Genomic DNA, 23,471 nt, shown 5'->3' with positions numbered 1-23,471 from the left:
CGCCCCGGCGGGCGGCCCCGGTGGCGGACATCAGAAGCACTAGCATTGCCAAGCAAAAGCCCGGCCCTGGTGCCGGGCTTTTTCTTCGCCGTCTCGAGGCCTTTACAATTTAAGACAGATCTTCGCGGGCAGATTTCATCGATCGTAACATGTCTACCCAAAGCTGTAAGCATCCACTCGGGGCAGCGGGGCACGGGAGGATGACATGAGACAGAGCCAGGCGGAGACGCGCCGCCAGAATGTCGCGAAGCGTTCGATGACGAAGGAGGCCAAGCAGCTGACCGGCTTGATTGCCGGACTGCGCGAATCCCTCGAAGGAATCCACAAGGAACGGACGAGCGCCAAGCTCACCGGCGCCGAGATGGGCATGCTCGACGAGCGCCGCAACAACCTGCTGCTCACCATCGCAGCCCTCGACGACCGCCTCTCTGCGGTGCAAGGGCTGATTGATCTCGGCCGACCCCACATCATCCGCGTGCACTAGCGGGGGCTCGGCCATGGGACGATCGGTTCCGTTGCTGCCGTGACGGGCCGCCCCCGGCGGCCGATCAGGCACGACATGGCCCAGCGCGACTTGTAGACGGCTCCGTCGTCGCAGGGGGAGACCTGCGACGGGTTGGAATCGCATTCTTGCGGGGCACGGCTCGACGCCGGTCGCCGGCCGATCATCTGCGCCATGCCTGCGGATGGCACCAAATTGCCACGCTCCCGGCGAATTGCCGCCAAAGCCCGCTGCCACGAGGAGGCGGGTGCAGGGCGACGCAAGGGGATGCGAATTGGCCTACAAGATGATCGCAGAACGCGACAACGAGAAGTACAGTTTCGCCCGAGAGAGCCGGCTGCTCATCGTGGCGAAGGCGAAGGTGTGGGCGAGCGAGGGGTGGCGGGTCGTCATCACCGACCAGGACGGCAAGGCCTACGCACCGCCGGAGTTCGATCAGCTGTCGGCGGCGTGACCGAAGGGCGGGCGAGGGGACGGCATTTGAGATCGCTGTTTCGATCGGGGCGCGACCGGATCGTGCCCGTGCTGACCGTTGCAGCCGCCGCTGTTCTGACGGTGACGGCCGCCGCCGCGCAAAATCTCGACGCCGGCAAGCCGCCCGCAAAGCTCTTCGCTGAGGGCTGTGCGACCTGCCATCGCAGTCCGCGTGGCCTTGCCAAGGGTCGCTTCAGCCTGACGCTGTCCTGGTTTCTCAGGGATCATTACGCGACCAGCTCGGACTCGGCCAAGGCGCTCGCGGCGTATCTTGAGTCAGTCGATACTCCGCCGCCGCGCGCTGCTACCAAGCCCGTCAAGAAGCCCGCGCGATCCGCATCGCGTCCGCCAAAGCCGGTGCAGAGCCAGTAGGACGTGCGGGGCCGCTATCTGCGCCGATAGGTCTGCGCGAGCAGCCGTGCGTGCACGGCGCGTAGCTCGGCGCTCATCCGCGTCTGTCCCGTCGTGACATAGGAGAGCCACGCGCCGTCGGCGGCGAGACGTACGATTTGCAGATCGGGCGCGTCGTCGGTCGTGCGATGACGCTTCAGGCGCGCCTTGATCCAGTCGTTCCAGAGCCGGCGAAGCGGCGGATCGGTGACGACGACCATGCTCAACGCCGCCCATGGGGTCGCGAAGCCGAAGGCCTGGCCGGTGAACACGGCATTCACATAGGCCCGCGTGAAGCGGCCGCGCGGTTTCGGATCGGCTTCAATCGCGGCGTCGATCTCGGCATCGACGCGCGCGAGCAGGTCGGCAAACAGGCCCTCGATCAGCGCCTGCTTGCTGCCAAAGTGGTGAAACAGTCCGCCCTTGGTGACGCCGGCCGCGACTGCAACCGCCTGCACGGTAACTCCGGCGACGCCATGGTCCATGGCGATTGCCGCGGCACAGTCGAGCAGGGCGCGCCGGACCTGCTCGGGCTGCTTGGCGCGGGTGTAGCGGCTTTCCGCCATCAATGCACACTGGCCTGCGAGAACAGGTTGATGACCACGACCCCGGATACGATCAACGCGATGCCGACGAAGGCCGCGGCGTCCAGCATCTGGCGGAACAGCACGAAGGAGACGGTCGCCGTCAGGATGATGCCGATCCCGCCCCAGATCGCATAGGCGATGCTCAAGGGAATGACGCGGATCGCCACCGACAGCGCATAGAACGAGGCGACATAGAACAGCACCATCGCCAGCGTCGGCCACGGTCGGGTGAACTGGGCGGATTGCTGCAGGAAGGCGGACGCCGTGACCTCGAGAACGATGGCGAGGGCGAGCGCTGCGTAGGCATTGAAGGCGGAGGTCATGATCAACTCCGGCGCGGGGCGGACAGAAAGATACCGCGCGGTAGGTATGTTTAGCACGCCGGGCCAGGCTTTGGCCAGAACGAGGTATCACGTGTGAGTGACGAGGCTGCGACACCAGGGAACGCAGCATGAAGCCGCCGCGTGGTGAATAGCGCGGCGGCTCCAAAATTTCGTGGCGTTTCGACCGGTGTCAGCTGATCCGCACGGAGAGTTCGACGTCTTCGGCGAAGGGCGTGGACATGTAGCCGCTGCCGGGCGCGCGCATGCGCGCCAGATAGTCCGGGCTGTCGTCGGCATTGTCGGCGACGATGATCGCACCCGGTCCGAGATGGCCTTCCAGCAGATCAAGGATCTCCGGATAGAGCGCCTTGGCGCCGTCGAGCAGCACGAGGTCGATCGTAGCAGGCAGATCGGTACTGAGCGTCTTCAGCGCGTCGCCTTCACGGATTTCGACGAGGTCGATCAAGCCGCCGGCGATGAGGTTTTCCCGCGCCCGCGCCGCCTTGGACGGCTCGAACTCGCTGGTGACGAGACGGCCGCCGCCATTGTCGCGCAGGCCTGCGGCAAGGTGCAGCGTCGAGATGCCGAACGACGTGCCGAACTCAACGATCACCCTGGCGCTTGAACTGCGTGCCAGCATGTAGAGCAGGTGGCCTGTCTCGCGGGAGACCGCGAGCGGTGCGTCCTTCAGGCGTCCGTAGAGGTCGCGATAGTCGGTCTTGCTGCGCATCAAGCGCGCCCGCTCTGCGTCGGACAAATCCGCGACGGCGGCGCGCGTTGCGCCGTTTGCTGCATCGGCCTCGTCGAACAGGCGGTCCAGCAGCGGCGCAAGCGTTGTGATGGTCGGGGTGGTCATTGGAGGTCTCCAGGTTTGGCGAAGAAACGCGTGCTTGCGTGCCGAGTGAAATACGACTAATTCGTCGCATTTCCTATTCGCATTGCCCGAGTGAGCCATGGCCGAGCGTCGAAGCCGTTCAATTTCTTCACGAAAACAGCCGCAACAGGCCCGCTCCAGCGTGCTTGTCGCGGCCATTCTCGATGCCGCTGTTCAGGTCCTGACGAAGGAGGGCGCGCAGCGTTTCACCACGGCGCGAGTGGCGGAGCGGGCCGGGGTGAGCGTCGGTTCGCTCTATCAATATTTTCCGAACAAGGCCGCGATCCTGTTCCGTCTCCAGAGCGATGAGTGGCGGCGCACGAGCGACCTCTTGCGCGGCATCCTCGCGGACCGGACGAAGCCACCGCCGGTGCGGCTGCGCGCGCTGGTCCACGCCTTCACTCTGTCCGAGTGCGAGGAGGCCGCGATCCGCGGCGCGCTCAGCGACGCTGCACCGCTCTATCGCGACGCGCCCGAGGCGCAGGGCGCGCGGGCCGCCGGCGAGGGGATCATCGCGGCGTTCATGCGGGAGGCGCTGCCCAAAGCTTCCGAGGCGACCCGCGCGCTTGCCGGCGAGCTGATCAAGACGACGCTGAGCGAGGTCGGCAAGCGGTTTTCGGAGACGCCGCGCAGCGAGGCCGAGATCGCGCGCCATGCCGACGGGTTGGCCGACATGTTCTGCGCTTACCTCGGCGAACTCGCGCGACGTTGAAGTGCGGGCGCCGCGTGCTCGCGGGGCGGAGACGGGCTACACTTGCATCGCCCGTCGTTTGTCCCTACGGACCTCTTTCATGCTCGTCATCTCCATTCAAAGCCAGGTGGTCCACGGCCATGTCGGCAACAGCGCCGCCGCCTATGCCATCCAGGCGGAGGGCGTGAACGTTGCGGCGGTGCCGACGACGCTGCTGTCCAACCATCCGCGCTATCCGAGCCTGCACGGGCGGGTGCTGGAGACCGAGCTCGTTGCCGATCTTCTGACCGGCGTCGAGGAGCGCGGGCTTGTTGACGAAGCGGCCGTGCTGGTGACGGGCTATCTCGGCTCGCCGGGCAACGCCGCCGTCATCGCCGATTTCGTCGAGCGGGCGCTCGCGCGGAATTCGAAGCTCGTCTATCTCTGCGATCCCGTGATCGGCGACGATGGCCGCGTTTATGTCGCCGACGGCATCCTGGACGTGGTCCGGCACCGGCTGCTGCCGGCAGCAAACCTCACCACGCCGAACCAGTTCGAGCTCGAGCTGCTCACAGGCCTCAGAACCGCGGATGCGGAGGGACTGCGCGTCGCGTGTGCGGCGCTGGCGGGGATCGGCCGCATCGAAATCGTCGCCACCGGCTGCACGCTCGCCGATACGCCCGAAGGACAGCTGGAGACTATCCTGTGCGCCGACGGGCTATTGTCGCGCTTCGCGACGCTGCGCCTGCCGATCCGCCCCTACGGCACCGGTGATCTCCTCACGGGCCTGATCGCCGCGCATCTGGCCAAGGGCGAGGCGACGGAGGTCGCAGTGCGGCTGGCGGTCGAGACCATCTTTGCGGTGCTGGTGCGCACGCAGGACGCCGGCACGGCCGAGATGCGGCTCGTGCCGCTGCCGACGCCGGGGCGCGCGCCGTAATGGTCTCAGGTCGCGCGCTTGCCGGTCGATTGCGCCGATTTCTGCGGCTTGGCCGGGCTCTTCTGCTCACGCGCGGCTTGTGCCTTTTGGGCCTTTGACGGCTTGGCGCTCGCAACAGTCCTCGTCTTCTTCGATTTGGCGCTGGCGACTTCCTTGCGCTCGCTCGTGCCACGCTTTGAGATGTATTCAGCGCCGTCGACCGGGCCGACATGCGGCGGATCGCGGCCGAGATAGGGCCGGCCGATGCCGTAGGCCTTGCCGTTGGCGTCGACCCACTTCCACAGAATTTCCGTCGAGACCCAGCGCTGCGCGCGGTTATTGCCCTGGGTGCTGACAATATCCGCCGCCATGCCATGGCCGTAGCCGCCGCGCGTGCTGCCGCCGTGATAGGAGCGGTCGGAGGCGGCCTTCAGACCGCTCGCGATCGACTGGCGATAATCGTCACGGAACGCGCTGGTGATGCCGGGCGAGAGTCCAGCGGCTTCCGCGGCGAGCAGCGTGCGGAACAGCTTCCGCTTGAAGCTCTTGTCCATGCCGCCGATGACGTAGTCCATCATCGACATGCCGGCGTGCTCGGCGGCCTTCGGATCCTTCCAGGTGAAATCCTGGTCGACCAGCTTGGTGAAGCTGCGCATCACCGTGACCGTCTTGCCCTTGCGCTTGATGGTGACGGCGCGGCGCTCCTGGACCTTGATCGAGTCCTCTTTTGCGGTGCGCTGATAGAGCGCCCAGAGGTAGCGGTCGATGCAGGCATCCATGACGAAGCATTCGTCGAGCACGGCGACGGTGTCGGCCGGCGGCGATGCCTTGCTCGCCGGCGTGACGGGGCCGCTCGCGATCGCCGCGGGGGACAGCGCGTCGGTCGTCACGATCTCGGTGGGATCGGCAGATGCGAGCTTGACGGGCGCCGGCGCTGCAACTGGGGCAGCCTCGCTGACAACGGGTTCTGGTTCAGGCGATATCTGCGGCGCGGGCGGCGTCTCCGTCGGAAGGATCAGCGCGGGATCTGCCGAGGCGAGCTTGATGGCGGGAGGCTCGGGCACCGCTTCAGTGATCGTCGGGGTTGGTGCCACAGCGACCGCAGCCGCGATGTCGGCGGTCAAGGCGATGCCGTCCTCGATCGTCGCAGCGTTCGGCACGTCCGCGAGGTCGAGCCGGCTGAGATCTTTCGCGCGCGACACGGCAGCGGCATTGGCGCCGCTGTTCTCGATGAGGGCAGGGGCATTGGCGGAGAGGGAAAGTGCCAGCCAGCCGGCGAGAACGGCCGAGGGGCACGCGACCGCCACCAGAAGAGACCGCCGATCGTTCATGATCCCTGCCTCCAAACGGTTCTGTTCGGACACGCTTTGTCGGAACAGTCATGATGCAAAAACAGTCTTGCACGGAAAGGCACGCAGCGCGTCGATTGTTCGGGGGACCGTGTGGCGACGCAATGGCGTAATTCGGCGAAATCGGGCTTTTCGCGGAGGTGTTGCCAAGCTGCAACGCGAGTTCCCACTGCGGTTTTCAACGGAATCGCCAGCAAATGCGGCGTTCATTGTCGCAACTTGAAGCGTACGAATTAACTCAATCTTGGGTTGTGGTCGTGCATTTCTCGCCTGCCGGCCGTTCCGGCAGAGTTGGGAAGGACACGATTGTGAAGTTGAAATGCAAATGGGCTGAATTCGTCGCCGATGAATCCGGCGCCACCGCGATCGAATACGGCCTGATCGCAGCCGGTATCGCGCTCGCGATCATCGAGATTATCTATGCGCTCGGCACCAATCTCGTCGCAAAGCTGCAAGCGCTGGCGACGGCGTTGAAATAGGGGCGCCTCGCGCAACTGCATCAATGCTGGAGTGTTGGAGTGGGCAACACTCTTGCCGATGCGTTGCGGCAACTTTGTTGCGGCTGGCGCGTTTGGTCGGCCATGACGCATTCCTCGCTTCGTCCCATGGACGCCTTCGATCCCACCGAGCCCGCCATTCTGCACGATCGCATCACGGACACGATCATCACCTGGACCGCTGACCAGGCCGACGATTACCGCCAGGCCAGCCGCCCGGGCGAGGACGGAACCGTGGCCTGGAAGGCCTATCTCTTCGATGGCTGGGGCAATGTGCTTGGTGGCTGAGCACCGTCCATAAAACCGTCATGTCGCGGCCGGCGGTGATTCGGCCAACGCCTTGTACGCATTAAACATATCGCCATGCACAGCACGCGCTGTTGCAATGCAACAAAGCATGTCGCAACGCAGCAAAACGCGCCTAAATATGCTCCGACTCTTCCACTCAGGAGCATTACCAATGAACAAGAAGACTCTGTCGATCGCCGCCGCCATCCTGACGATCGCGGGCAGCACCGCGGCTTTCGCCGCCGAACTGCCGACTTACGAGACCAATGGATTTCCGGTCTCGCCCTTGCAGGTTCGCGTCCTCGGCGCCGCGCATGTCGAGCAGCAGACCGCTGCGCCGACCACGCTGGCCTCGGTCCACCAGGCGAAGGTGCTCAGCCCTCGCAAGGTGAAGACCGCGACCGTTGGCGTGGCCCACTAAGCTGACATCGTGAACAGCAGATGGGTTCCGCGGAGAGGCGGGACCCATCTGCATCACGTGATCGAAATCGACGCTGCTCGCGCATCGTGCAAATGTCTCCGCACGATGAATTGACACCGATGCGCTGATTGAGAATCCGGCCGCGAACAAGTTCGCGTGAAGGTGCCGGTGATGTATGCCCGTTCATAACGGGCTTGATCCTTTTAACAGTTGCTTTGCACGTCGCGTTGCTTGATGCGGCCGCCGCATTGTTGCGGCCAATTTTGAAGTCATAATGGAGGCCATTATGCCCGTTGCGCAGAAAGTCGTTGCCGCCACCACTTCGCCGCGTGCGTTCATTCTCAAGCAGACAGCCTTGTTCGCCGCCGCCGCTTTGTTCGTGTTCGTGCTGAGCCTGACCTACGGCCTCGATCTCAGCCCCGGATTTTTCTGAGCGACTTCCAGCGGCGCGCTAAGCTCTCCGCGCGCGCAGGCTTGACGGTGAGCGGCCGCAGAGTTCGGCGAAGGCGGCGTTGAATCTGCGCAGGCTGCCGAAGCCGGCCTGGAATGCGATATCGGTCATGGTGTGGTTGCTGGCATCGAGCAGGCGCTTGGCGCGCTGGACCCGCAGCGTCCTGGCGAGCTGCTGAGGCGTCGCGCCGACGTGGCGCTCGAACAGGCGCGCCAGATGACGCGAGGAGATGCCGAGCCGCATCGCCAGATCGACCACAGAGCCTTCGTCGAGCGCGCCGCCATCGATGAGTTTCATGGCCCGCGCCACCGTGGAGCGCGTGCCGTTCCAGGCCGGGCAGAACGGCGCAGTCTCGGGTCGGCAGGGCCGGAAGCCGGCGGCTTCGGCCGCCGCCGCCGTCGGATAATAGGCGACATTGCGCGTCAGCGGCTGCTTGGCCGGACAGACCGGGCGGCAATAGATCCCCGTGGTCTTCACCGCCGTGAAGAAGCGCCCGTCATACCGGGGATCGCGGCGCAGGCGCGCGGCGTTGCAGACATCGAAGCTCAGCATGGCCGGATCATAGCGCATGCCGGTAGCGGCGGAAGGGCTGCGGGATGACCGAGTCCGATTGTGGCGAGCTGCAAGGCGCATCGCGCCCTAGAAGGCGCCCCTCAACGAAAACGAGGGAGCGCATCATGTCCAGCCCAAAAGATATCGTCCTGAACGCGTGGAAGATCTTTTCGTCGCGCGATGCCGAGCGCATCGCCGCATTGTTCACCGAAGACGCCGAATGGATCGCGCCGAAGGGCAATGCTACCGCCGTCGCGCTCGATCACACCGACCACATGGCCGGACCGCACCAGATCGCGCGCTTCATCGCGCAGGAGATGCACAAGATGTTCTCGAACATCGATATTGCGTTCCGCGGCGTCTATGCCGACGGCGATGTCGTGATCGTGGAGGAGCGGATGCGCGCCACACTGGGCGGCGGCAAGCCGTACGAGAACGACTATTGCTTCGTGTTCACGGTGTCGGGCGACCGGATCAGGCAGGTGCGGGAATACATGGATACGCGCAAGGGATGGCGGATGGTCTTCGAGCAGGAGGCGTGATGCGTGAGCCCACAATCACCGCCGCGTGCCAGCCCTGCAGCCGCGTGGGTTGAGGCGGTATATGCGCTGACATAAGGCTTGGTCCATGGATCAGCGGACGAGCGGCGCAGACGCTCTCTCTCAGAACAAGGATGCGGCGCCTGCACTGGTCGGCGTAACTTGCGGTCTTGCCGCGGCGCTGTTCTGGGCGCTGGGCTTTGCCGCCACGCGGCATGGCCTCAAGCTCGGCTTCACGCCGGTCGACCTCCTGGTGCATCGCTATGTCTGGTCGGGGATCGCGTTCCTGCCGCTGGTGTTCCGCGCCGGCATCTCCGATCTCTGCGGCATCGGCTGGAGCAGGGGCCTTGTGCTGATGGTGCTCGGCGGCCCCGTGATGTCGCTGATCTCCTACACCGGTTTCCTGTTCGTGCCGCTCGGCCATGGCAGCGTGATCCAGCCCTCTTGCGCGACGCTCGGCGGCCTGCTGCTCGCGGCGGTCGTGCTGAAGGAGCACATCTCGGCCTCACGGCTTGCCGGCGCCGTCGTCATTGTCGGCGGCCTCGGCGTGATCGGCGCGGAATCGATCGGTCATATCGGGGCCGACGGCGTGCTCGGCGATTTGATCTTCGTGCTCACCGGATTGATGTTCGCCGGCTTCGGCGCAGCTCTGCGCCACTGGCGCGTCTCGGCCGTGTCGGCGGCGCTGGTCATCAACGTGCTGTCGCTGCTGCTGCTGCCGGTCTACATCGCAACCGTCGGGCTCGCCCATGTTGCGGCGATCGGCGTGAGCGAGAATGCGATCCAAGCGCTGGCGCAGGGCGTGCTCGCCGGCCCCGCCGCGCTCTATCTCTACGCCGTCTCGGTCCAGCGCCTCGGCGTTGCCCGCGCCGCGGTGTTTCCGGCCTGCGTGCCGGCGCTGACGCTGCTCACCGGCTGGCTGCTGCTCGGCGAGCCGCCGACGATGCTGCAGGCCGCGGGGCTGGTGACGGTGCTGTGCGGCTTCTATCTGGCGCAGCGGCAAAGGTAAGCGCGAGCTACGCCTTCTTCACGAACTCCGACTTCAGGTTCATCGCGCCGATGCCGTCGATCTTGCAGGCGATGTTGTGGCCGTCGCTGGCGTCCTGCAGGCGGATGTTGCGCACCTTGGTGCCGCCCTTGACCACCGAGGAGGAGCCCTTGATCTTGAGATCCTTGATCACGATGACGCTGTCGCCGTCAGCGAGCACATTGCCATTGGCATCGCGCACGCCGGCGTCCTGCGCGGTGTCCGCCGCCGCCTCCGCCGCACCGCTCCACTCATGGCCGCATTCCGGGCACACCCAGAGATCGCGGTCCTGATAGACGTGCTCGGAGCTGCAGGCGGGGCATTTCATCGTGTCGGTCATGGCAAGTCTCGTTGAACCCTTCTCTCGTAGATCGCTTTGTTCGCGGCGCGACCCTAGGGGCAGGGTCGAGGAAAGCAAGGGAAAGCTGCCGCCGGCCTGCAACCGCCATCGCCCGCCGGTGCGATATCACCGAAACAGCGCGACGAAGATCACATAGAACCAGCCCAGGATGCCGTGGACGATCGCCCACAGTATAGAATGGTTGTTGGTGTAGGAGATCGCGATGGCGAGCGCGGAGCCGAAGCCGACGCCGTATTTCGCGCCCTCGACGCGGACGCCGTAATAGCGATTGCCGTTCATGGTGGTGCCTCCGTGAGTCGTTGACGGGCGCGAGCCTACGCGGTTGCCGCGATCCCTGCGACCGGCTTGATCCACGAGGCCACACCGAGCTCGTGACGTGCTGAGGTTGCGCGCGGGGCTGCGATGCGAAGGCGCAATCCGTTGACGCAGATCAACCCGGTGTGCCGGCCAGGCGTCAAGCTGGCTAAACTGCCGGGCCATCGCGAGGGATAGTCATGTCGCACAGCGCTCGAATCTACATCGGCCTCGCCGTCCTGATCGCGTTGTCGGTGCTGTTTCTGTTCAGCGTCGTCCACACCGCCGCGGGGGCGCCGAGGTCCGGCCCGCGCGCGGTCGACGAAGGGCATCGTCTGGCAGAGGCGTGGTGCCAGAGCTGTCACGCCGTCGAGCCGCACATGGCCGGCTTCTTCGACGAGGCCCCGAGCTTCCAGGCCATCGCCGACAGGAGCGGCACCACCGCGCTGTCGCTCAAGGTGTTTTGGCGGACCAGCCACCAGAACATGCCGAACCTCGTGATCGCGCCGGAGCAGGCGGATGCGCTTTCGGCCTATATCCTCAGCCTGAGAGGCAAGTGAGGCCGCCGGAAGCGATTTTGCGAAAACAACCCCATGCACAGTAGATACGGCCTTGATAAGGCTTGTGTTTTCGGTTATTGCGAATTCCCTTTTGCCGCGTCGGGCAAAACAGTGGCATCATGCCATGGTGCCGTCCGCGAGGAGCTTTGTGCGGAGGGCGTAGCCCGGACGGAGCCAACGGGTCGGCGCGAGGCGCGGCCCGATGACAGGCTCCGCGAATCCGGGGCCGAGCGAGCGGCAACATCCCGGATGACGCTGGCGCTCCATTCGGGCTACGCTCGCGGCGCAACCGCGCAACGAGTCCGGCATGACCTTTCTCCTCAACATCGACGTCCCCGACATCGCGCAGGCCACGAGCTTTTACACCGCCGCCTTCGGCCTCACCGTCGGCCGCCGCTTCGGCACCGACTTCGTCGAGCTGCTTGGCTGGCCAGCGCCAGTCTATCTCCTGACCAAGCAGGCCGGCACGTTAGGTGCCGGCGCAGACCGCCGCCGCTACGAGCGGCACTGGACGCCCGTGCACATCGACGTCGTCGTCGACGATGTCGACGCCGCCGTCACGCGTGCGCTCAGTGCCGGCGCGATCCTGGAGGCGCCCGCGCGCGATGCGCCGTATGGGCGGATCGCGATGCTGGCCGATCCGTTCGGGAACGGGTTCTGTCTGCTGGCGTTCAGCGAGAAGGGGTATGATGCGCTGGCTGGAAGTTCGTAGTTCGTAGCCCGGATTAGCGAAACCACAATCGGGACGACATGCCGGCAAGACCGAAACGAAAGCTGAAGACTTACCAGACCTCGCTCGGCTTCTACGATCAGGCCATCGCGGCACCTTCGATGAAGGCGGCGCTGGAGGCCTGGGGCGCGAGCTCCAACCTGTTCCATCAGGGCGCGGCGAAGGAGACCGACGATCCCGATATCGTCGCGGCGACCATGGCAAAGCCAGGCGTCGTGCTCAGGCGCCCCGTGGGATCGGACGGGCGGTTCACCGAAAGCGCCGAGCTGCCCACCGATCTCGTCGATGACGACGCCAGGCCCAGGCGCAAGGCCAAGGGCAAGACGCGATCGACGAAGCCTCCCTCCAAGGCCGCCAACAAATCATCCGGCAAGATCGACGATCAGGCCGCCCGCAAGGCCGCCGCGGCATTCGAGAAGGAGGAGCGGCGGCGCGAGGCCGAGCGCCGCAAGGAGGAGGCCGTCCGCGCCAAAGAGCGCGCGCGTCGCGACAAGGCGGTCGCCCTCGCCGAGGCGGCGCTGGACAAAGCGAGACGGGAGCATGATGCGAAGGCGCAGGAGATCGACGCCGACCGGGCCGCGCTGGATGAGCGCGCCGCGGCGGAGGAGGCGCGCTGGGACAAGCAGCGGGCGAAGCTTGAACAGGCCCTGCGCCGCGCGCGAGAGTAGGGCCTTGCTACGATCCAAGAGATCGCGAGAGCAATTCCTTTACCATGCCATCCAGTCCCGGCTGAGGCGGCTGCCGGTTAGGAGTTGCAGGAAAGTTCTGCGCTATCTTCGCCCCGATTTCGGCCGCGTTGGAAACGCCGCCGCAAGTTTTCGGGAGCTGTCATGAGCGATCATCGCGCCGCAGTCAGGCATCACACGTTGCGCACCGGCATGGTCGAGTTCGACAACGGCACCGGCAGCATCGTCAGCGTGCCCTGCACGATCCGCGATGTCTCCGGCACTGGCGCGCGCGTGGCTCTCAACAGTTCGGCATGGGTGCCGGAGCAGTTTTCGCTGGTTTTCTCGAGCGGTCTGCGCAAGGGCTGCCGGCTCGCCTGGCGCAAGGAGCGGCTGATCGGCGGCGCGTTCGCGGACGGTTATGCGAGCGTGGACGAGCAGGCCGCGATGATGACCGTGGACGAGCAGGCCCGGCACCGGCTCGGCATCGGCGCGCGCGTCAAGGCCGCGCGCGAGATGCGCGGCTACACGCAAGGCCAGCTCGCCCAGCGCCTCAGTGTCACGCCGGCCTTCGTGGCACTGGCCGAGCAGGGCGAAGCGGACATTCCGCTGTACCAGCTGATGCACATCGCCGATTTGCTGATGGTCGGTCTCGACGGGCTCGTGGCGGGGCCGGTGCTTGAGGCAGTTGATGCGGGGTAGGCTTTCGCAAGCCTCCCATCCGGGCTACGCGCGCTGAAACGCCCGAGCGCGCGCCTCGTCGCGCGAAATTTGCTTGCCTTGCCCCGAGTCCTTTTGCACTCTTGCCGCGAAGGAGACCACCGCATGACAAAAATGACCGCCGCCTGCGCGCTCGGGACCGCCCTGGTGCTGAGCAGCCTTGCAACATCAGGTGCTGAGGCCCGAACGCGGAAAGCCGTCGTCGTTCGCGCACCGCAAGAGCGGCTCATCGTCACGGCGCCGGTGCTCAGGCCAACGCCGTGGGATTACAATGTCGTTCCGCGCTATCGGTATCGCCCCGAGGACGACCGCGTCGATCCCTACGGCCCGCCGCTGGTGCCTTCCTATGTTCGCTATGAAGGATGGCGCTGGCCGTATTGGTGGTGAGGCACGATCACATTCTGAGCATGTGATCGGGCGGCGCGGACGCAGGGCTGAATACTCGCTGTTGGCGTGAGACGCCGCCGATGACAGGTTGTGCGCGTGCGGCAGCCCTCGATTCCGCCACGCTCGATGTCTTTGACAGGGCGGGTGCTTGAGAAAACGACATCTCCTCCATCTGGTACGCCGGCAAGTTGAAGTTTGATGGTTCGTCATCTCTGCGTGCAGAGGTGACGATTGGGAGAAAATGGCAAAGTGGAGAATGTCAAGAGTACATCGAGGTAGAACGACACTTATCCCCGTAATAAACCCAATACTGTTTGGGGTGCTGGGCGCGCGTATTGGGAGGATTGGTCATGGCAAGTGTCGAACAATTGCACAGGCGGGACGGAGTGAACTTGGTCCAGCTCGAAGCGGACATCACGTCGATCCGCTCGGGAAGCTCCATTACTTCAATTAATCTGCCTGATTATGTCGAGCACACCGCGGGCGTGTCGCGCGTCGGTGCGCTCAGTGCAGAGGCGGTCGTTCGCGACTATGAGTCCGCTGCAAAAGAGATCGAGGCCATGGGCACCGAGTTGATCGACGCGGCGCAAAAATGCGAGGCGCTGACGGCCCAGGTTCATGATGCGATCGCCTTCATGCGAGAAACGGCAGCGGGGTATCGTGAAGAGGGACGGAAGATCTTCAAGCGCATCGAAGAATGCGCGCTGTTCACCGAAGACGTGCGCAAGACCTGCGAACAGGTCAAACGCAGAATGACTGAAGTCTCGGTTGGCCCGTCTTCCGATGAGGAGCTTGCGGCGCAAGATTCCGAGCTGACGGGGATCGCGGCCCAGGTGACGATGAACGAGATACGGTGAGGCGAACGTAGAGCGTAGTAGCTTCGTAGGGTGGGCAAAGGCGCACTTGCGCCGTGCCCACGTCTTCTCCTCGATCAGCCAAGACGTGGGCACGCTTCCGCCTTCGCTCTTCGAGCTACGGCGGACAAGTCGCTTTGCCCACCCTACGGCAGCTCGCTCACCAATCCGGATCGCCGTAATAAGGGTCGTAGGGCGGCGGCATCCACGGGCCCCGCGGCGGCGGCCTCGGCCGCCGTGGCGCGGCGTCTGGTACGTGCGCCCGGGCACGCGCAGCCGAATCGTTGCTCACCACGCTGCGCACGACGGGCTTGGCGGCTGCAGGGGCGGATGACGCCGATGACGCGGTCAGTTGCGTTTGCAGCGCCTGGACCTGCGCAGCGAGGCGCGCATTGTCCGCCGCATCCTTCTCTTGCGCTGTCTTGAGCTGTTGAATGGTGTCGGCCTGCTCGCGCAGGGTCTGCTCGCTACGGCTTTTCAGTTGCTCGAGCTTGCCGTTGATGCTCGCAAGCTCGGTCGTGATCGACTTGAGCGATTGCGCGAGATCGGACGATGACGGGTCGGGCGCTGTGGCGCCAGGCCTTGGAGCGTCAGGCCTTGGAGCGTCAGGCCTTGGAGCGTCAGGCTTTGGGGCGCTATCCGTTTCCCTGGGCACTAGCGGCGCGGTCACCGGGCTCGGCTCATCCGCAGCAGCCAGCAGCACGACCGGCGGCTGCACCGGGTTTTCCACTGCGGACGCCTGCGGGGGCGTGCTCGCGGCCGGCGGAGCCCATCGCGCCATGATCGACTGGCCGATCGATTGGGCCTCATCGCGGTATTGCGAAGCGACGGCGGCACCGAGCAGGCCGATCGCCAGGACGAGAATGACCAAGGCGCGCATCATGGCCGGGTCGTTCTTCAAGCCGCGATCGCGACCCCTGCTATTCGGAACGTAGGGGCTCGGAACCCGGGCGTCGGGCTTCGGCGCCCCGTCTCCCGGAGTGGTGGCTGCCGTCGGCACAGCGCTTGCGCGTGAGGCCCGCGGGCTCTCGCTCTCGCGTTCCATTCCGGAAACCAGTCGGTCCAGCCGCGCCAGGTCTTGCTCGGCGCTCTTGATCCGGTCGTAGGCCTGCGCCAGTCCGCCGTCGGCGCGCACCTCGTTCGGCTTGGGGGCGTCAGGCTTGCCGGTATCAGGTTTGGGGTCGTTCGTGTCAGGCACCGATGCGCTCTCCATCCGGTCGGGCGTCAATGGGAGGCAGTCCGATCAAAGGGAAGGATAGGTCTCGCCGCTGTCCAACACAACGCATGCGCAGAGGTAAAATTATGGCGGGACGGGAGCGGGGCTGTGCTCTTCAATTCTCGTGGTCCGCCGCCAGCCGCACAAACTGCCGCTTCATCGCGTTGACTCTGGAAACATAGCCCGCGACGAGGTGATCGCCGCAGCGTGTCCCGGCGATCATCACAAACTTGCGCCGCGCATAGGCCGCGGCGGGGCCGGCGCCGCAGAGATGGATGAAGGCGGCCAGATCCTGCTTCTGCTGTGCGCTCGGCTTCACATCACCGGCGAGCGTGAGCACCAGCGCCACCTGGCGGTCGAGATACACCGAGGCCAGCTCGATGGCATGGCTCGGGATCGCGCGGATGTAGAGGGAGGTCAACCCGCAGCCGGTCTGCGTGACCGTGTTGCCGCGAACACAGAACCGCGCGGCTTCCGTGTAGGCCGGATCGGTCATCTGGAAGAGCCCGACCGCGCTGGAGGCGGGCTTGTAGATCGCCAGCGGATTGAAGCTCCATCGCCAGCGCCAATAGGTGCGCGCCACCGGATTGCCCGAACTCTCGACCTGCGCCAGCGCGGCCAGCAACTCCGGCGTGATCGTCGCGGTGGAATGCTTGCGGAAGAGGGGACCGTAGCTCGTCCAGGTCTCGGTCGGCTCCTTGTCGAGGGCGTGACCGACGACGGCGAAGAGTTCGGTCGGCTTGCGGATGATTTGATAGGCGATGTTGAGGAGCGCGAGGGTTGCCAGCAGGATCAAGACGCCGCCCGTGATCCGGACCGTCCGCGGCGCGCGCGCGAATTTCTTTCGCGCCCACTGGACGCTCCGCCGGACTCTGCGAAGGCGGAGGAGGAGCTTGCTTTTCCTTGGCATGGGCGCTGTGGGCGTAAATCGCGGAGACAATGATACATGGCGCCACCATCAAGACATGAAGACCATGCAGCTGGTACCACGTAGCATAGACAGAGAGCTCGCCCACAGGAGCGGCGACTCCATGACCACGGGACAGGACGCCCAGGCCCATGAACTATCTCGATCTCATGGACAACCGACGCCCACCGGCGTCCGCCGACGCCATCCGCGCGCTGGAGCAACATATCGGCGCGCCGCTGCCCGCGCCCTATAAGGCGCTGCTGGCGCAATCCGACGGCGGCGGCTTCGAGCCCTGCGGCGTCGAGCTGCCCTGGCGCAACGACCGCACCGTGCTGGACGTGCTGTTCACGACCCATCCGACCGACAGCTACGGCGTCATCGACAATTACGACATGTATCGGAGCATGTATCGAATCCCCCGCCTGAGCTGCCCCTTCGCGCCCGATCCCGGCGGCGACCTGTTCCTGCTCAGTCTGGAGCAGGACAGCTATGGCCAGGTGTTCTACTGGGAGCACGAGCGTGAGCCGCCGGATGGTGGGGAAGTGTTCGCTGAGTTCCCGAATACGAACGAACTCGCGCAGGATTTTGAGAGCTTCATTCTCGGGTTGGGGGAGGCGTGAATTTGGAATTCAGTCTCCAAGGATGAGACGAGAGTTGAGTGCACTTTCACCGCAATTTTGATGCGAGGAGAGGTCGCCGCGGTTAGCGGCTATCGCTCCCGCGGGATGACGGCAAGCTGATCGATTTATGATCGACGGTTTAGTTCAATCTCACCGCAATCCCGGCAATCAATAGCGGCCGCCGCTGCCCTTTTGCTGCGTGATCCAGTCCGACAATGTTCTCGGTGCCGATTTCGCAGTCCGGCCCGGTGATGCCTTCGGATTGTCGCGGGCGCCTTTCGTCGGACGGGTGCGCGGCGCTTGCGTTGCGCCAGCGCCCTTCAAGGCAGCCGTCGATGCCTCTGCGGCTTCCTTCTCGAGGCGCAACTGTTTCAATCGCGCCATCTTGATGCGCTCTGCCTCGACTTCAGGTCCGTCGGACAGCAGCGGCTTGGGTTGAGCAAGCTCGGCCGGGACCAGGACACCGATAATGGTCGTCTCGCCGAGCGCCTTGCAGGCCTCTAACCGATGCAGTCCCTCGACCAGAACGAGGCGGTCTCCGTCGAGCCTGATGGAAATGGGGGTCTGCTGTCCGATCTCCAGCATGCTTTCCGCGATCTCCGCGACGATCGCGGGCTTGATGGCATTCTTCTGCTTCGTGGGAACGAAGATCTTCTCGATCGGGAAGCTTTCCGGTTTGGGCATGACTTCTACTCCGCGTCTACCGGGCTCGTCGGAACCCATGCCGGTGAGGTTGGGAGTTTAGGGGTGAAGGGGTCGACCGCAAAGGCAATTCGGAGGAATTGCGGCGTGCACTTATCAGAGGCGCATGGCGAAAATTAGCCGAAGTAGCCGATTCGGTAATAGCGAACGAATTTCCTGCGCTGTCACCTTAATTCGAGCTATGCCTACGTATCGAGCGCTCTCACCAGACGTCGAGCAACCTCTTCGACACCGAGGGACCAATTAACGGCGACGCGGTCAGCTAAGATCGGCGAGTACTCGTAAACACCGGCCGCATCCACGTCAGACCAAACTGGTAGAATAACTTGCTGCCTTTCGACTAACTCGCGCGTGAAGATTGAGTCGTACTCCCGCTTGCTCCAACCATTGTTGGTCAAAAAGTTGGGTGTGAGAATGAGAATGCACTTTGGGCATTCCTTTAGGCCGGTCTCTATCCCCTCGCGCAGGCTATCGCCGACTTTGAGCGAGAACTCATCATACCAGACCGGGCACATGAATCTCTGCATCTGTATTGCGAGAGGCCCAGCAATCGAAAACTTGTCACGAGAGTCGTGGGAGATGAAAGCTTTAGGTTTTTCCATTTCAATGCGCCTTTTCAGATAGGCGTTGCTGCGAAATATCACGCGGACGCCGCCTGTAGCAGCCTCACTGATGAGCTGCGTCTTGGCGTCATCTGGAGGATCGCGTTCGGAATAGAAGAAGACGCGCCCGGTGAAATTGAGATCCTTTCCTTCTATCCAGTCGTTTGGCAGAACGCCGAAGCTCGAGCTTACCCCGACATCTGCATTTGGGAGGGCAAGAATCTCTTCAATGTTGTTCATTAAGATGGCTTCGGGAAAAGTTGCGTCGCTAAGCTCAGGCACGTAGAACGCCACGTATTTTGCGTTCGCGTCAAAGTTGAGATAGACGCGGGCATTCACCTCGATTTCAGAACCGGTAAGGGTGTTGTGAAGTTTCCACTTTTTCTCAATGGAGAGGTCGCGGGAAAAATCCTTCACGAAATATTCGAAAAGAGAGGCCATTGTTTTGCGATGCCGCGCTTAGCTCCGATTTTATCTGCTCGTATAGAGTAGATTTGCAGTGCGCTCTGTTTTCGGTGCTGATGCCTGCTCCTGCGAAGACGACAACATCGCCACTCGTGATTTTGTCGAGAAGATGTTCTGGAAAATCGAAATCTTTCTCGCTGGCGCAAGTGGCGCACACACATTCTGCTGGATGTGGCTTCTTCATGAGAGACCAAGGTATAGGCCCCCAGAACCTGGCAGTCCGGTTCTGAGGGCCTGTCGCCTCACGAACACCCCGTCGTGCTTCCGCAAGTATCGCACTTCATACACGTCCCATTCCGCACCAGCGTGAAGTTGCCGCACTCCGAGCACATCTCGCCTTCGTAGCCCTTGGCCTTGGCTTCCGCGCGGCGCTCGGCCTTGGTGGGGACGAGGGTCTGGGCGGTGCTGCCGGCCTTGCTCCACTGCAGCGCCTCGAGCTTCTCCGTGGGGGAGAGGTCGTGGGCCGCTTCCTGCTTCAGGGCGACGGCGCCTTCGAGGGCGTCGCCGACGCGGGCGCTGGTGCCGTGCGCGGCGAGGGCCGTGACCTTGCTACCGCCGGTGGGGGCGCCGTCGTTGCCTTGCGAGACGGCAGCCGAGCCGCCGCGCATCACCACGAGGTTGTCGGTGCGGGAGCGGGTGAGGCCGCGCGAGACCAGGCGGGTCGCGTGATGACCGCCGTTCTCGTCCGGCTCCTTGCCTTCCTCGACGCCCTTGCCGAGCGCGTCGAAGCCGGTCTCGTTGGGATCGACATGGGCGAGGTCGAAGCGCGACATGTAGCTTACCGCGAGCTCGCGGAAGACGTAGTCGAGGATCGAGGTCGCGTACTTGATGCTGTCGTTGCCCTGCACGGGGCCCGCCGGCTCGAAGCGGGTGAAGGTGAAGGCGTCGACATATTCGTCCAGCGGCACGCCGTATTGCAGGCCGAGCGACACCGCGATGGCGAAGTTGTTGATGAAGGAGCGCAGCGCCGCGCCTTCCTTGTGCATGTCGATGAAGATCTCGCCGAGACGGCCGTCATCGTATTCGCCGGTGCGAAGGTAGACCTTGTGGCCGCCGACGACCGCCTTCTGGGTGTAGCCCTTGCGGCGATCGGGCATCTTCTCGCGCTCGCGCATCACGATGATGCGCTCGACCAGCTTCTCGACGATCTTCTCCGAGACCTGGGCGGCACGCGCCGCCATCGGCTTCTCGTAGAGGCTCTCGACCGCATCGTCCTCGTCCTCATCGTCGCTGATGAGCTGCGAATTGAGCGGCTGGCTGAGCTTGGAGCCGTCGCGATAGAGCGCGTTGGCCTTCAATGCGAGTTTCCACGACAGCATGTAAGCGGACTTGCAGTCCTCCACCGTGGCGTCGTTCGGCATGTTGATGGTCTTTGAGATCGCACCCGAGATGAAGGGCTGGGCTGCCGCCATCATGCGGATGTGGCTCTCGACCGACAGATAGCGTTTTCCAATTTTGCCGCAGGGGTTGGCGCAATCGAACACGGAGTAATGTTCCGCCTTGAGATGCGGGGCCCCTTCGACAGTCATCGCGCCGCAGATGTGGACATTGGCGGCCTCGATCTCGCGCTTGGTGAAGCCCACGGCCTGGAGGAGGTCGAAGCCCGGAGCCGCAATGGCTTCCGCGCCGATTCCCAGTTGGTCGCGAATAAAATCCTCGCCAAAGGTCCACTTGTTGAAGGCGAACTTGATGTCGAAGGCGGTCGGCAGGGCCTTTTCGACCTTGGCGATGGCTTCATCGGTGAAGCCCTTGGCCTTGAGGGTCGAGGCGTTGATGCCCGGCGCGTTGGAGAGCGAGCCGTGGCCGACGGCGTAGGCCTCGATCTCCGCGATATCAGCTTCGCGATAGCCGAGCGCGCGCAGCGCCGCGGGGACCGCGCGGTTGATGATCTTGAAGTAGCCGCCGCCGGCGAGCTTCTTGAACTTCACCAGCGCGAAGTCGGGCTCGATGCCGGTGGTGTCGCAATCCATCACGAGGCCGATCGTGCCGGTCGGCGCGATCACCGTGGTCTGGGCGTTGCGATAGCCGTGCTGCTCGCCGAGCGCGAGCGCCGCATCCCAAGCCGCCTGCGCGTGGCTGACGAGGTCAGCCTGCGGGCAGGACACGAGGTCCATCGGCACGGGATTGACGCTGAGCGCCTCGTAGCCGGAGGCCTCGCCATGCGCGGCGCGGCGGTGGTTGCGGATCACGCGCAGCATGTGCGCGGCGTTCTTCTTGTAGCCGGGGAAGGTGCCCAGTTCAGCGGCCATCTCCGCCGAGGTCTTGTAGGTGATGCCGGTCATGACCGCGGTGAGGGCTGCGCAGAGCGCGCGGCCTTCCTTGCTGTCATACGAGAGACCCATGGTCATCAGGAGACCGCCGATATTGGCGTAGCCGAGGCCGAGCGTGCGGAACTCGTAGGAGAGCTCGGCGATCGCCTTGGACGGGAACTGCGCCATCATCACCGAGATTTCGAGCACGATGGTCCAGAGCTGGCAGAGGTGCTCATAGCCCTCGACGTCGAAGCGCTTGGTCTCGGTGTTGTAGAAGGTCAGCAGGTTCGCGGACGCCAGGTTGCACGCGGTGTCGTCCAGGAACATGTATTCCGAGCACGGATTGGACGCGCGGATGTCGCCGGACGCCTTGCAGGTGTGCCAGTCGTTCATGGTGGTGTTGAAGTGCAGGCCCGGGTCGGCCGACGCCCAGGCGGCGTAGCCGATCTTCTCCCAGAGGTCGCGCGCCTTCAGCGTCTTCGTCACCTTCTTGGAGGTGCGCGCGTTCAGATTCCAGTCGCCATCGGTTTCCACGGCGCGCAGGAAGTCGTCCTTCAGCGAGACCGAGTTGTTGGAGTTCTGGCCGGAGACCGTGAGATAGGCTTCGCTGTCCCAGTCGGTGTCGTAGGTGTCGAACTGGATGTCCTTGTAGCCTTGCTTGGCAAACTGGATGACGCGCTTGATGTAATTGTCAGGCACGAGGCTGCGGCGCGACAGCTTGATCTCGCGGCGGAGGGCAGGGTTCTTCTCGGGATCGAAGCAATCGTCGCCCGAGCCTTCGCAGTTGACGCAGGCCTTCAGCACCAGCTTGAGGTGCTTCTGGTTGATCTTGGAGCCGGTGACGAGAGCGGCAACCTTCTGCTCCTCCTTCACCTTCCAGTCGATATACGTCTCGATGTCGGGGTGATCGACGTCGACCACGACCATCTTGGCGGCGCGGCGGGTGGTGCCGCCCGACTTGATCGCGCCCGCGGCGCGGTCGCCGATCTTGAGGAAGCTCATCAGGCCGCTCGAGCGGCCGCCGCCGGAGAGCTTTTCGCCTTCACCGCGCAGGCGCGAGAAGTTGGAGCCGGTGCCGGAGCCGTATTTGAACAGGCGGGCTTCGCGGACCCAGAGGTCCATGATGCCGCCTTCGTTGACGAGGTCGTCACCGACGCCCTGGATGAAGCAGGCGTGCGGCTGCGGATGCTCGTAGGACGATTTCGAGCGGGTCAGCTTGCCGGTGAAGGGGTCGACGTAATAGTGGCCCTGGCCGGGGCCGTCGATGCCATAGGCCCAATGCAGACCGGTGTTGAACCATTGCGGCGAGTTCGGCGCCACCATCTGCATGGCGAGCATGTAGCGGAGCTCGTCGTAGAAGGCCTGCGCGTCCTCGTCGGTCGAGAAATACTTGCCCTTCCAGCCCCAATAGGTCCAGCAGCCGGCGAGGCGGTCGAACACCTGCTTTGCGCTGAGCTCGCTGACATAGCGCTCTTTCTCAGGCAGCGCAGCGAGCGCGTCAGTATCGGGCACGGAGCGCCACAGGAAGGAGGGGACGGATTCCTCCTCGACCTTCTTCAGGCGCGCGGCAACGCCGGCCTTGCGGAAATACTTCTGGGCGAGCACGTCGGAGGCGACCTGCGACCACTCGGTCGGGACCTCGACGCCATCAAGTTTAAACACGACCGAGCCGTCGGGATTCCTGATCTCCGACGTGGTCTGGCGGAAATCGATTCCCGCGTAAGGTGACTGTCCCTGGGTGGTGTGGCGCCGCTCAATCCGCATCGTCTTGCCCCGTCCTATTCTTTGACCGGATCCGCCCCTCGTTGAGGGCGTGCCGGGTCGACATTTCGTTTCGCGATGCCTTGCGGCCGTTCGGCCCTGGGGCATCGCAGTTCAGCCGGTGGACCCGGCCCTTGTTCTCCCGACGCGACTCTTCGATGCCTGCATCGATCATCCGCCGGCATGTCCACGCCCATCCGCCCCAACGGGATGCGCGCGACATGCGTTCAACGCCCCACACCATCACAACTTCTATCGATGCCATCCGAGCCTGTTGCCGGCCCGTTCTGGCGCCCGAAAAGTCCGCTTTCGCGGGCAGACAAGCCCTCATCCGCTGCCTTTGGCTGGCTTGGCGGAGTTGAGATTTGCGAGACCCTTTGGGGGAGTGCCGGCGGGACGCAAACTCACTCGCGCCGAACGGACCGAAAGCTAGGACTCTCCGTTGCGCCCGTCAAGAACTAGTACGAGTTCCTGAATCAAATACTAAATATGGTGGATTGCGGGGGATA

Annotated in this window: 31 protein-coding genes; 19 read left to right on the top strand and 12 right to left on the bottom strand. The window is 64.1% G+C overall.

The window, feature by feature from the left end; genetic code table 11:
* Positions 1-205 precede the first annotated feature (205 nt).
* The 3 genes from XI03_RS04635 to XI03_RS04625 all read left to right on the top strand — a co-directional run bounded on the left by XI03_RS04635 (position 206) and on the right by XI03_RS04625 (position 1,348).
* Positions 206-484 carry a hypothetical protein gene (locus tag XI03_RS04635; RefSeq protein ID WP_038946607.1) on the top strand — a complete coding sequence of 93 codons (279 nt, stop codon included), beginning with the start codon at positions 206-208 and terminating at the stop codon, positions 482-484.
* Between the two features lie 265 nt (positions 485-749).
* Positions 750-956: a hypothetical protein gene (locus tag XI03_RS04630; RefSeq protein ID WP_028144895.1), complete on the top strand. Its 207-nt coding sequence runs from the start codon at positions 750-752 to the stop codon at positions 954-956.
* Positions 957-982: 26 nt separating this feature from the next.
* A complete protein-coding gene (locus tag XI03_RS04625; RefSeq protein ID WP_271591459.1) occupies positions 983-1,348 on the top strand; it encodes a hypothetical protein in 366 nt (121 codons plus the stop codon).
* 14 nt (positions 1,349-1,362) lie between these two features.
* Here XI03_RS04625 and XI03_RS04620 read toward each other — a convergent pair whose 3' ends face one another.
* The 3 genes from XI03_RS04620 to XI03_RS04610 all read right to left on the bottom strand — a co-directional run bounded on the left by XI03_RS04620 (position 1,363) and on the right by XI03_RS04610 (position 3,132).
* Positions 1,363-1,932: a TetR family transcriptional regulator gene (locus XI03_RS04620; protein ID WP_038970161.1), complete on the bottom strand. Its 570-nt coding sequence runs from the start codon at positions 1,930-1,932 to the stop codon at positions 1,363-1,365.
* Positions 1,932-2,276 carry a DMT family transporter gene (locus tag XI03_RS04615; RefSeq protein ID WP_271591458.1) on the bottom strand — a complete coding sequence of 115 codons (345 nt, stop codon included), beginning with the start codon at positions 2,274-2,276 and terminating at the stop codon, positions 1,932-1,934. The genes XI03_RS04620 and XI03_RS04615 overlap by 1 nt, the downstream gene beginning before the upstream one ends.
* 190 nt (positions 2,277-2,466) lie before the next feature.
* Positions 2,467-3,132: an O-methyltransferase gene (locus tag XI03_RS04610; protein ID WP_271591457.1), complete on the bottom strand. Its 666-nt coding sequence runs from the start codon at positions 3,130-3,132 to the stop codon at positions 2,467-2,469.
* 97 nt (positions 3,133-3,229) lie between these two features.
* Here XI03_RS04610 and XI03_RS04605 point away from each other — a divergent pair, with 97 nt between their 5' ends.
* Positions 3,230-3,862 carry a TetR family transcriptional regulator gene (locus tag XI03_RS04605; protein WP_271591456.1) on the top strand — a complete coding sequence of 211 codons (633 nt, stop codon included), beginning with the start codon at positions 3,230-3,232 and terminating at the stop codon, positions 3,860-3,862.
* Between the two features lie 79 nt (positions 3,863-3,941).
* Positions 3,942-4,760, top strand: a complete 819-nt coding sequence (gene pdxY, locus XI03_RS04600) for a pyridoxal kinase (protein WP_038970165.1) — start codon at positions 3,942-3,944, stop codon at positions 4,758-4,760.
* Positions 4,761-4,765: 5 nt separating this feature from the next.
* Here pdxY and XI03_RS04595 read toward each other — a convergent pair whose 3' ends face one another.
* Entirely contained in the window at positions 4,766-6,070 is a 1,305-nt protein-coding gene (locus tag XI03_RS04595; protein WP_271591455.1) for a hypothetical protein, read from the bottom strand.
* 332 nt (positions 6,071-6,402) lie between these two features.
* Here XI03_RS04595 and XI03_RS04590 point away from each other — a divergent pair, with 332 nt between their 5' ends.
* From XI03_RS04590 to XI03_RS04575, 4 genes are all read left to right on the top strand, one after another.
* Positions 6,403-6,567 (top strand): Flp family type IVb pilin, encoded by a 165-nt coding sequence (locus XI03_RS04590; protein WP_028144887.1) that lies wholly within the window; start codon positions 6,403-6,405, stop codon positions 6,565-6,567.
* A 39-nt stretch (positions 6,568-6,606) separates the two neighbouring features.
* The gene (locus tag XI03_RS04585; protein ID WP_271591454.1) at positions 6,607-6,873 is read left to right on the top strand and encodes a hypothetical protein; all 267 of its coding nucleotides are present in this window, start codon (positions 6,607-6,609) and stop codon (positions 6,871-6,873) included.
* A gap of 172 nt (positions 6,874-7,045) precedes the next feature.
* Positions 7,046-7,294: a hypothetical protein gene (locus tag XI03_RS04580; RefSeq protein WP_104464379.1), complete on the top strand. Its 249-nt coding sequence runs from the start codon at positions 7,046-7,048 to the stop codon at positions 7,292-7,294.
* A gap of 286 nt (positions 7,295-7,580) precedes the next feature.
* A complete protein-coding gene (locus XI03_RS04575) occupies positions 7,581-7,727 on the top strand; it encodes a hypothetical protein (RefSeq protein WP_162832230.1) in 147 nt (48 codons plus the stop codon).
* Between the two features lie 18 nt (positions 7,728-7,745).
* Here the strand turns inward: XI03_RS04575 and XI03_RS04570 are convergent, their stop codons facing one another.
* The gene (locus XI03_RS04570) at positions 7,746-8,297 is read right to left on the bottom strand and encodes a bifunctional transcriptional activator/DNA repair enzyme AdaA (RefSeq protein ID WP_271591453.1); all 552 of its coding nucleotides are present in this window, start codon (positions 8,295-8,297) and stop codon (positions 7,746-7,748) included.
* Between the two features lie 125 nt (positions 8,298-8,422).
* Here XI03_RS04570 and XI03_RS04565 point away from each other — a divergent pair, with 125 nt between their 5' ends.
* Positions 8,423-8,839, top strand: a complete 417-nt coding sequence (locus XI03_RS04565; RefSeq protein ID WP_152103039.1) for a nuclear transport factor 2 family protein — start codon at positions 8,423-8,425, stop codon at positions 8,837-8,839.
* A gap of 85 nt (positions 8,840-8,924) precedes the next feature.
* On the top strand, positions 8,925-9,845 hold the full coding sequence (locus XI03_RS04560) for a DMT family transporter (protein ID WP_271591452.1): 921 nt from the start codon (positions 8,925-8,927) through the stop codon (positions 9,843-9,845).
* Positions 9,846-9,852: 7 nt separating this feature from the next.
* Here XI03_RS04560 and XI03_RS04555 read toward each other — a convergent pair whose 3' ends face one another.
* Together XI03_RS04555 and XI03_RS04550 are read right to left on the bottom strand one after the other, a co-directional pair.
* Positions 9,853-10,203, bottom strand: a complete 351-nt coding sequence (locus tag XI03_RS04555; protein ID WP_028144881.1) for a zinc ribbon domain-containing protein YjdM — start codon at positions 10,201-10,203, stop codon at positions 9,853-9,855.
* A 126-nt stretch (positions 10,204-10,329) separates the two neighbouring features.
* Positions 10,330-10,503 carry a hypothetical protein gene (locus XI03_RS04550; RefSeq protein ID WP_162832229.1) on the bottom strand — a complete coding sequence of 58 codons (174 nt, stop codon included), beginning with the start codon at positions 10,501-10,503 and terminating at the stop codon, positions 10,330-10,332.
* Between the two features lie 215 nt (positions 10,504-10,718).
* On the opposite strand from XI03_RS04550, the gene XI03_RS04545 reads away from it, so the two are divergent.
* From XI03_RS04545 to XI03_RS04520, 6 genes are all read left to right on the top strand, one after another.
* Positions 10,719-11,078 carry a c-type cytochrome gene (locus tag XI03_RS04545; protein ID WP_173015851.1) on the top strand — a complete coding sequence of 120 codons (360 nt, stop codon included), beginning with the start codon at positions 10,719-10,721 and terminating at the stop codon, positions 11,076-11,078.
* A gap of 307 nt (positions 11,079-11,385) precedes the next feature.
* Positions 11,386-11,790: a VOC family protein gene (locus tag XI03_RS04540; RefSeq protein WP_095424261.1), complete on the top strand. Its 405-nt coding sequence runs from the start codon at positions 11,386-11,388 to the stop codon at positions 11,788-11,790.
* Between the two features lie 38 nt (positions 11,791-11,828).
* Positions 11,829-12,476 carry a cell envelope biogenesis protein TolA gene (locus tag XI03_RS04535; RefSeq protein WP_152103035.1) on the top strand — a complete coding sequence of 216 codons (648 nt, stop codon included), beginning with the start codon at positions 11,829-11,831 and terminating at the stop codon, positions 12,474-12,476.
* A gap of 162 nt (positions 12,477-12,638) precedes the next feature.
* On the top strand, positions 12,639-13,175 hold the full coding sequence (locus tag XI03_RS04530; RefSeq protein ID WP_271591451.1) for a helix-turn-helix domain-containing protein: 537 nt from the start codon (positions 12,639-12,641) through the stop codon (positions 13,173-13,175).
* Between the two features lie 123 nt (positions 13,176-13,298).
* Positions 13,299-13,580: a hypothetical protein gene (locus tag XI03_RS04525; protein ID WP_028144876.1), complete on the top strand. Its 282-nt coding sequence runs from the start codon at positions 13,299-13,301 to the stop codon at positions 13,578-13,580.
* 350 nt (positions 13,581-13,930) lie between these two features.
* Positions 13,931-14,437 (top strand): hypothetical protein, encoded by a 507-nt coding sequence (locus XI03_RS04520; RefSeq protein ID WP_028144875.1) that lies wholly within the window; start codon positions 13,931-13,933, stop codon positions 14,435-14,437.
* 157 nt (positions 14,438-14,594) lie between these two features.
* On the opposite strand, the gene XI03_RS04515 is transcribed toward XI03_RS04520, so the two are convergent.
* Both XI03_RS04515 and XI03_RS04510 read right to left on the bottom strand, forming a co-directional pair.
* On the bottom strand, positions 14,595-15,647 hold the full coding sequence (locus tag XI03_RS04515) for a hypothetical protein (protein ID WP_271591460.1): 1,053 nt from the start codon (positions 15,645-15,647) through the stop codon (positions 14,595-14,597).
* Positions 15,648-15,765: 118 nt separating this feature from the next.
* Positions 15,766-16,560: a transglycosylase SLT domain-containing protein gene (locus XI03_RS04510; protein ID WP_271591450.1), complete on the bottom strand. Its 795-nt coding sequence runs from the start codon at positions 16,558-16,560 to the stop codon at positions 15,766-15,768.
* Here XI03_RS04510 and XI03_RS40465 point away from each other — a divergent pair.
* A complete protein-coding gene (locus tag XI03_RS40465) occupies positions 16,559-16,813 on the top strand; it encodes an HNH endonuclease (protein ID WP_442869693.1) in 255 nt (84 codons plus the stop codon). The two genes, XI03_RS04510 and XI03_RS40465, sit on opposite strands and share 2 nt — an antisense overlap.
* Complete coding sequence (locus XI03_RS04505; protein WP_095424255.1) at positions 16,710-17,180, top strand: SMI1/KNR4 family protein; 471 nt, start codon at positions 16,710-16,712, stop codon at positions 17,178-17,180. Before XI03_RS40465 ends, XI03_RS04505 begins: the two co-directional genes overlap by 104 nt.
* 168 nt (positions 17,181-17,348) lie before the next feature.
* On the opposite strand, the gene XI03_RS04500 is transcribed toward XI03_RS04505, so the two are convergent.
* The 3 genes from XI03_RS04500 to XI03_RS04490 all read right to left on the bottom strand — a co-directional run bounded on the left by XI03_RS04500 (position 17,349) and on the right by XI03_RS04490 (position 22,965).
* Positions 17,349-17,864: a ParB N-terminal domain-containing protein gene (locus XI03_RS04500; protein ID WP_271591449.1), complete on the bottom strand. Its 516-nt coding sequence runs from the start codon at positions 17,862-17,864 to the stop codon at positions 17,349-17,351.
* Positions 17,865-18,067: 203 nt separating this feature from the next.
* On the bottom strand, positions 18,068-18,901 hold the full coding sequence (locus XI03_RS04495) for a toll/interleukin-1 receptor domain-containing protein (protein ID WP_271591448.1): 834 nt from the start codon (positions 18,899-18,901) through the stop codon (positions 18,068-18,070).
* A 290-nt stretch (positions 18,902-19,191) separates the two neighbouring features.
* Positions 19,192-22,965 carry a vitamin B12-dependent ribonucleotide reductase gene (locus tag XI03_RS04490; protein WP_271591447.1) on the bottom strand — a complete coding sequence of 1,258 codons (3,774 nt, stop codon included), beginning with the start codon at positions 22,963-22,965 and terminating at the stop codon, positions 19,192-19,194.
* Positions 22,966-23,471 lie beyond the last annotated feature (506 nt).

It is taken from the genome of Bradyrhizobium sp. CCBAU 65884, from assembly GCF_028128835.1.
Taxonomy (GTDB): domain Bacteria; phylum Pseudomonadota; class Alphaproteobacteria; order Rhizobiales; family Xanthobacteraceae; genus Bradyrhizobium; species Bradyrhizobium ottawaense.
This window is presented reverse-complemented; position numbering and strand designations above follow the sequence as displayed.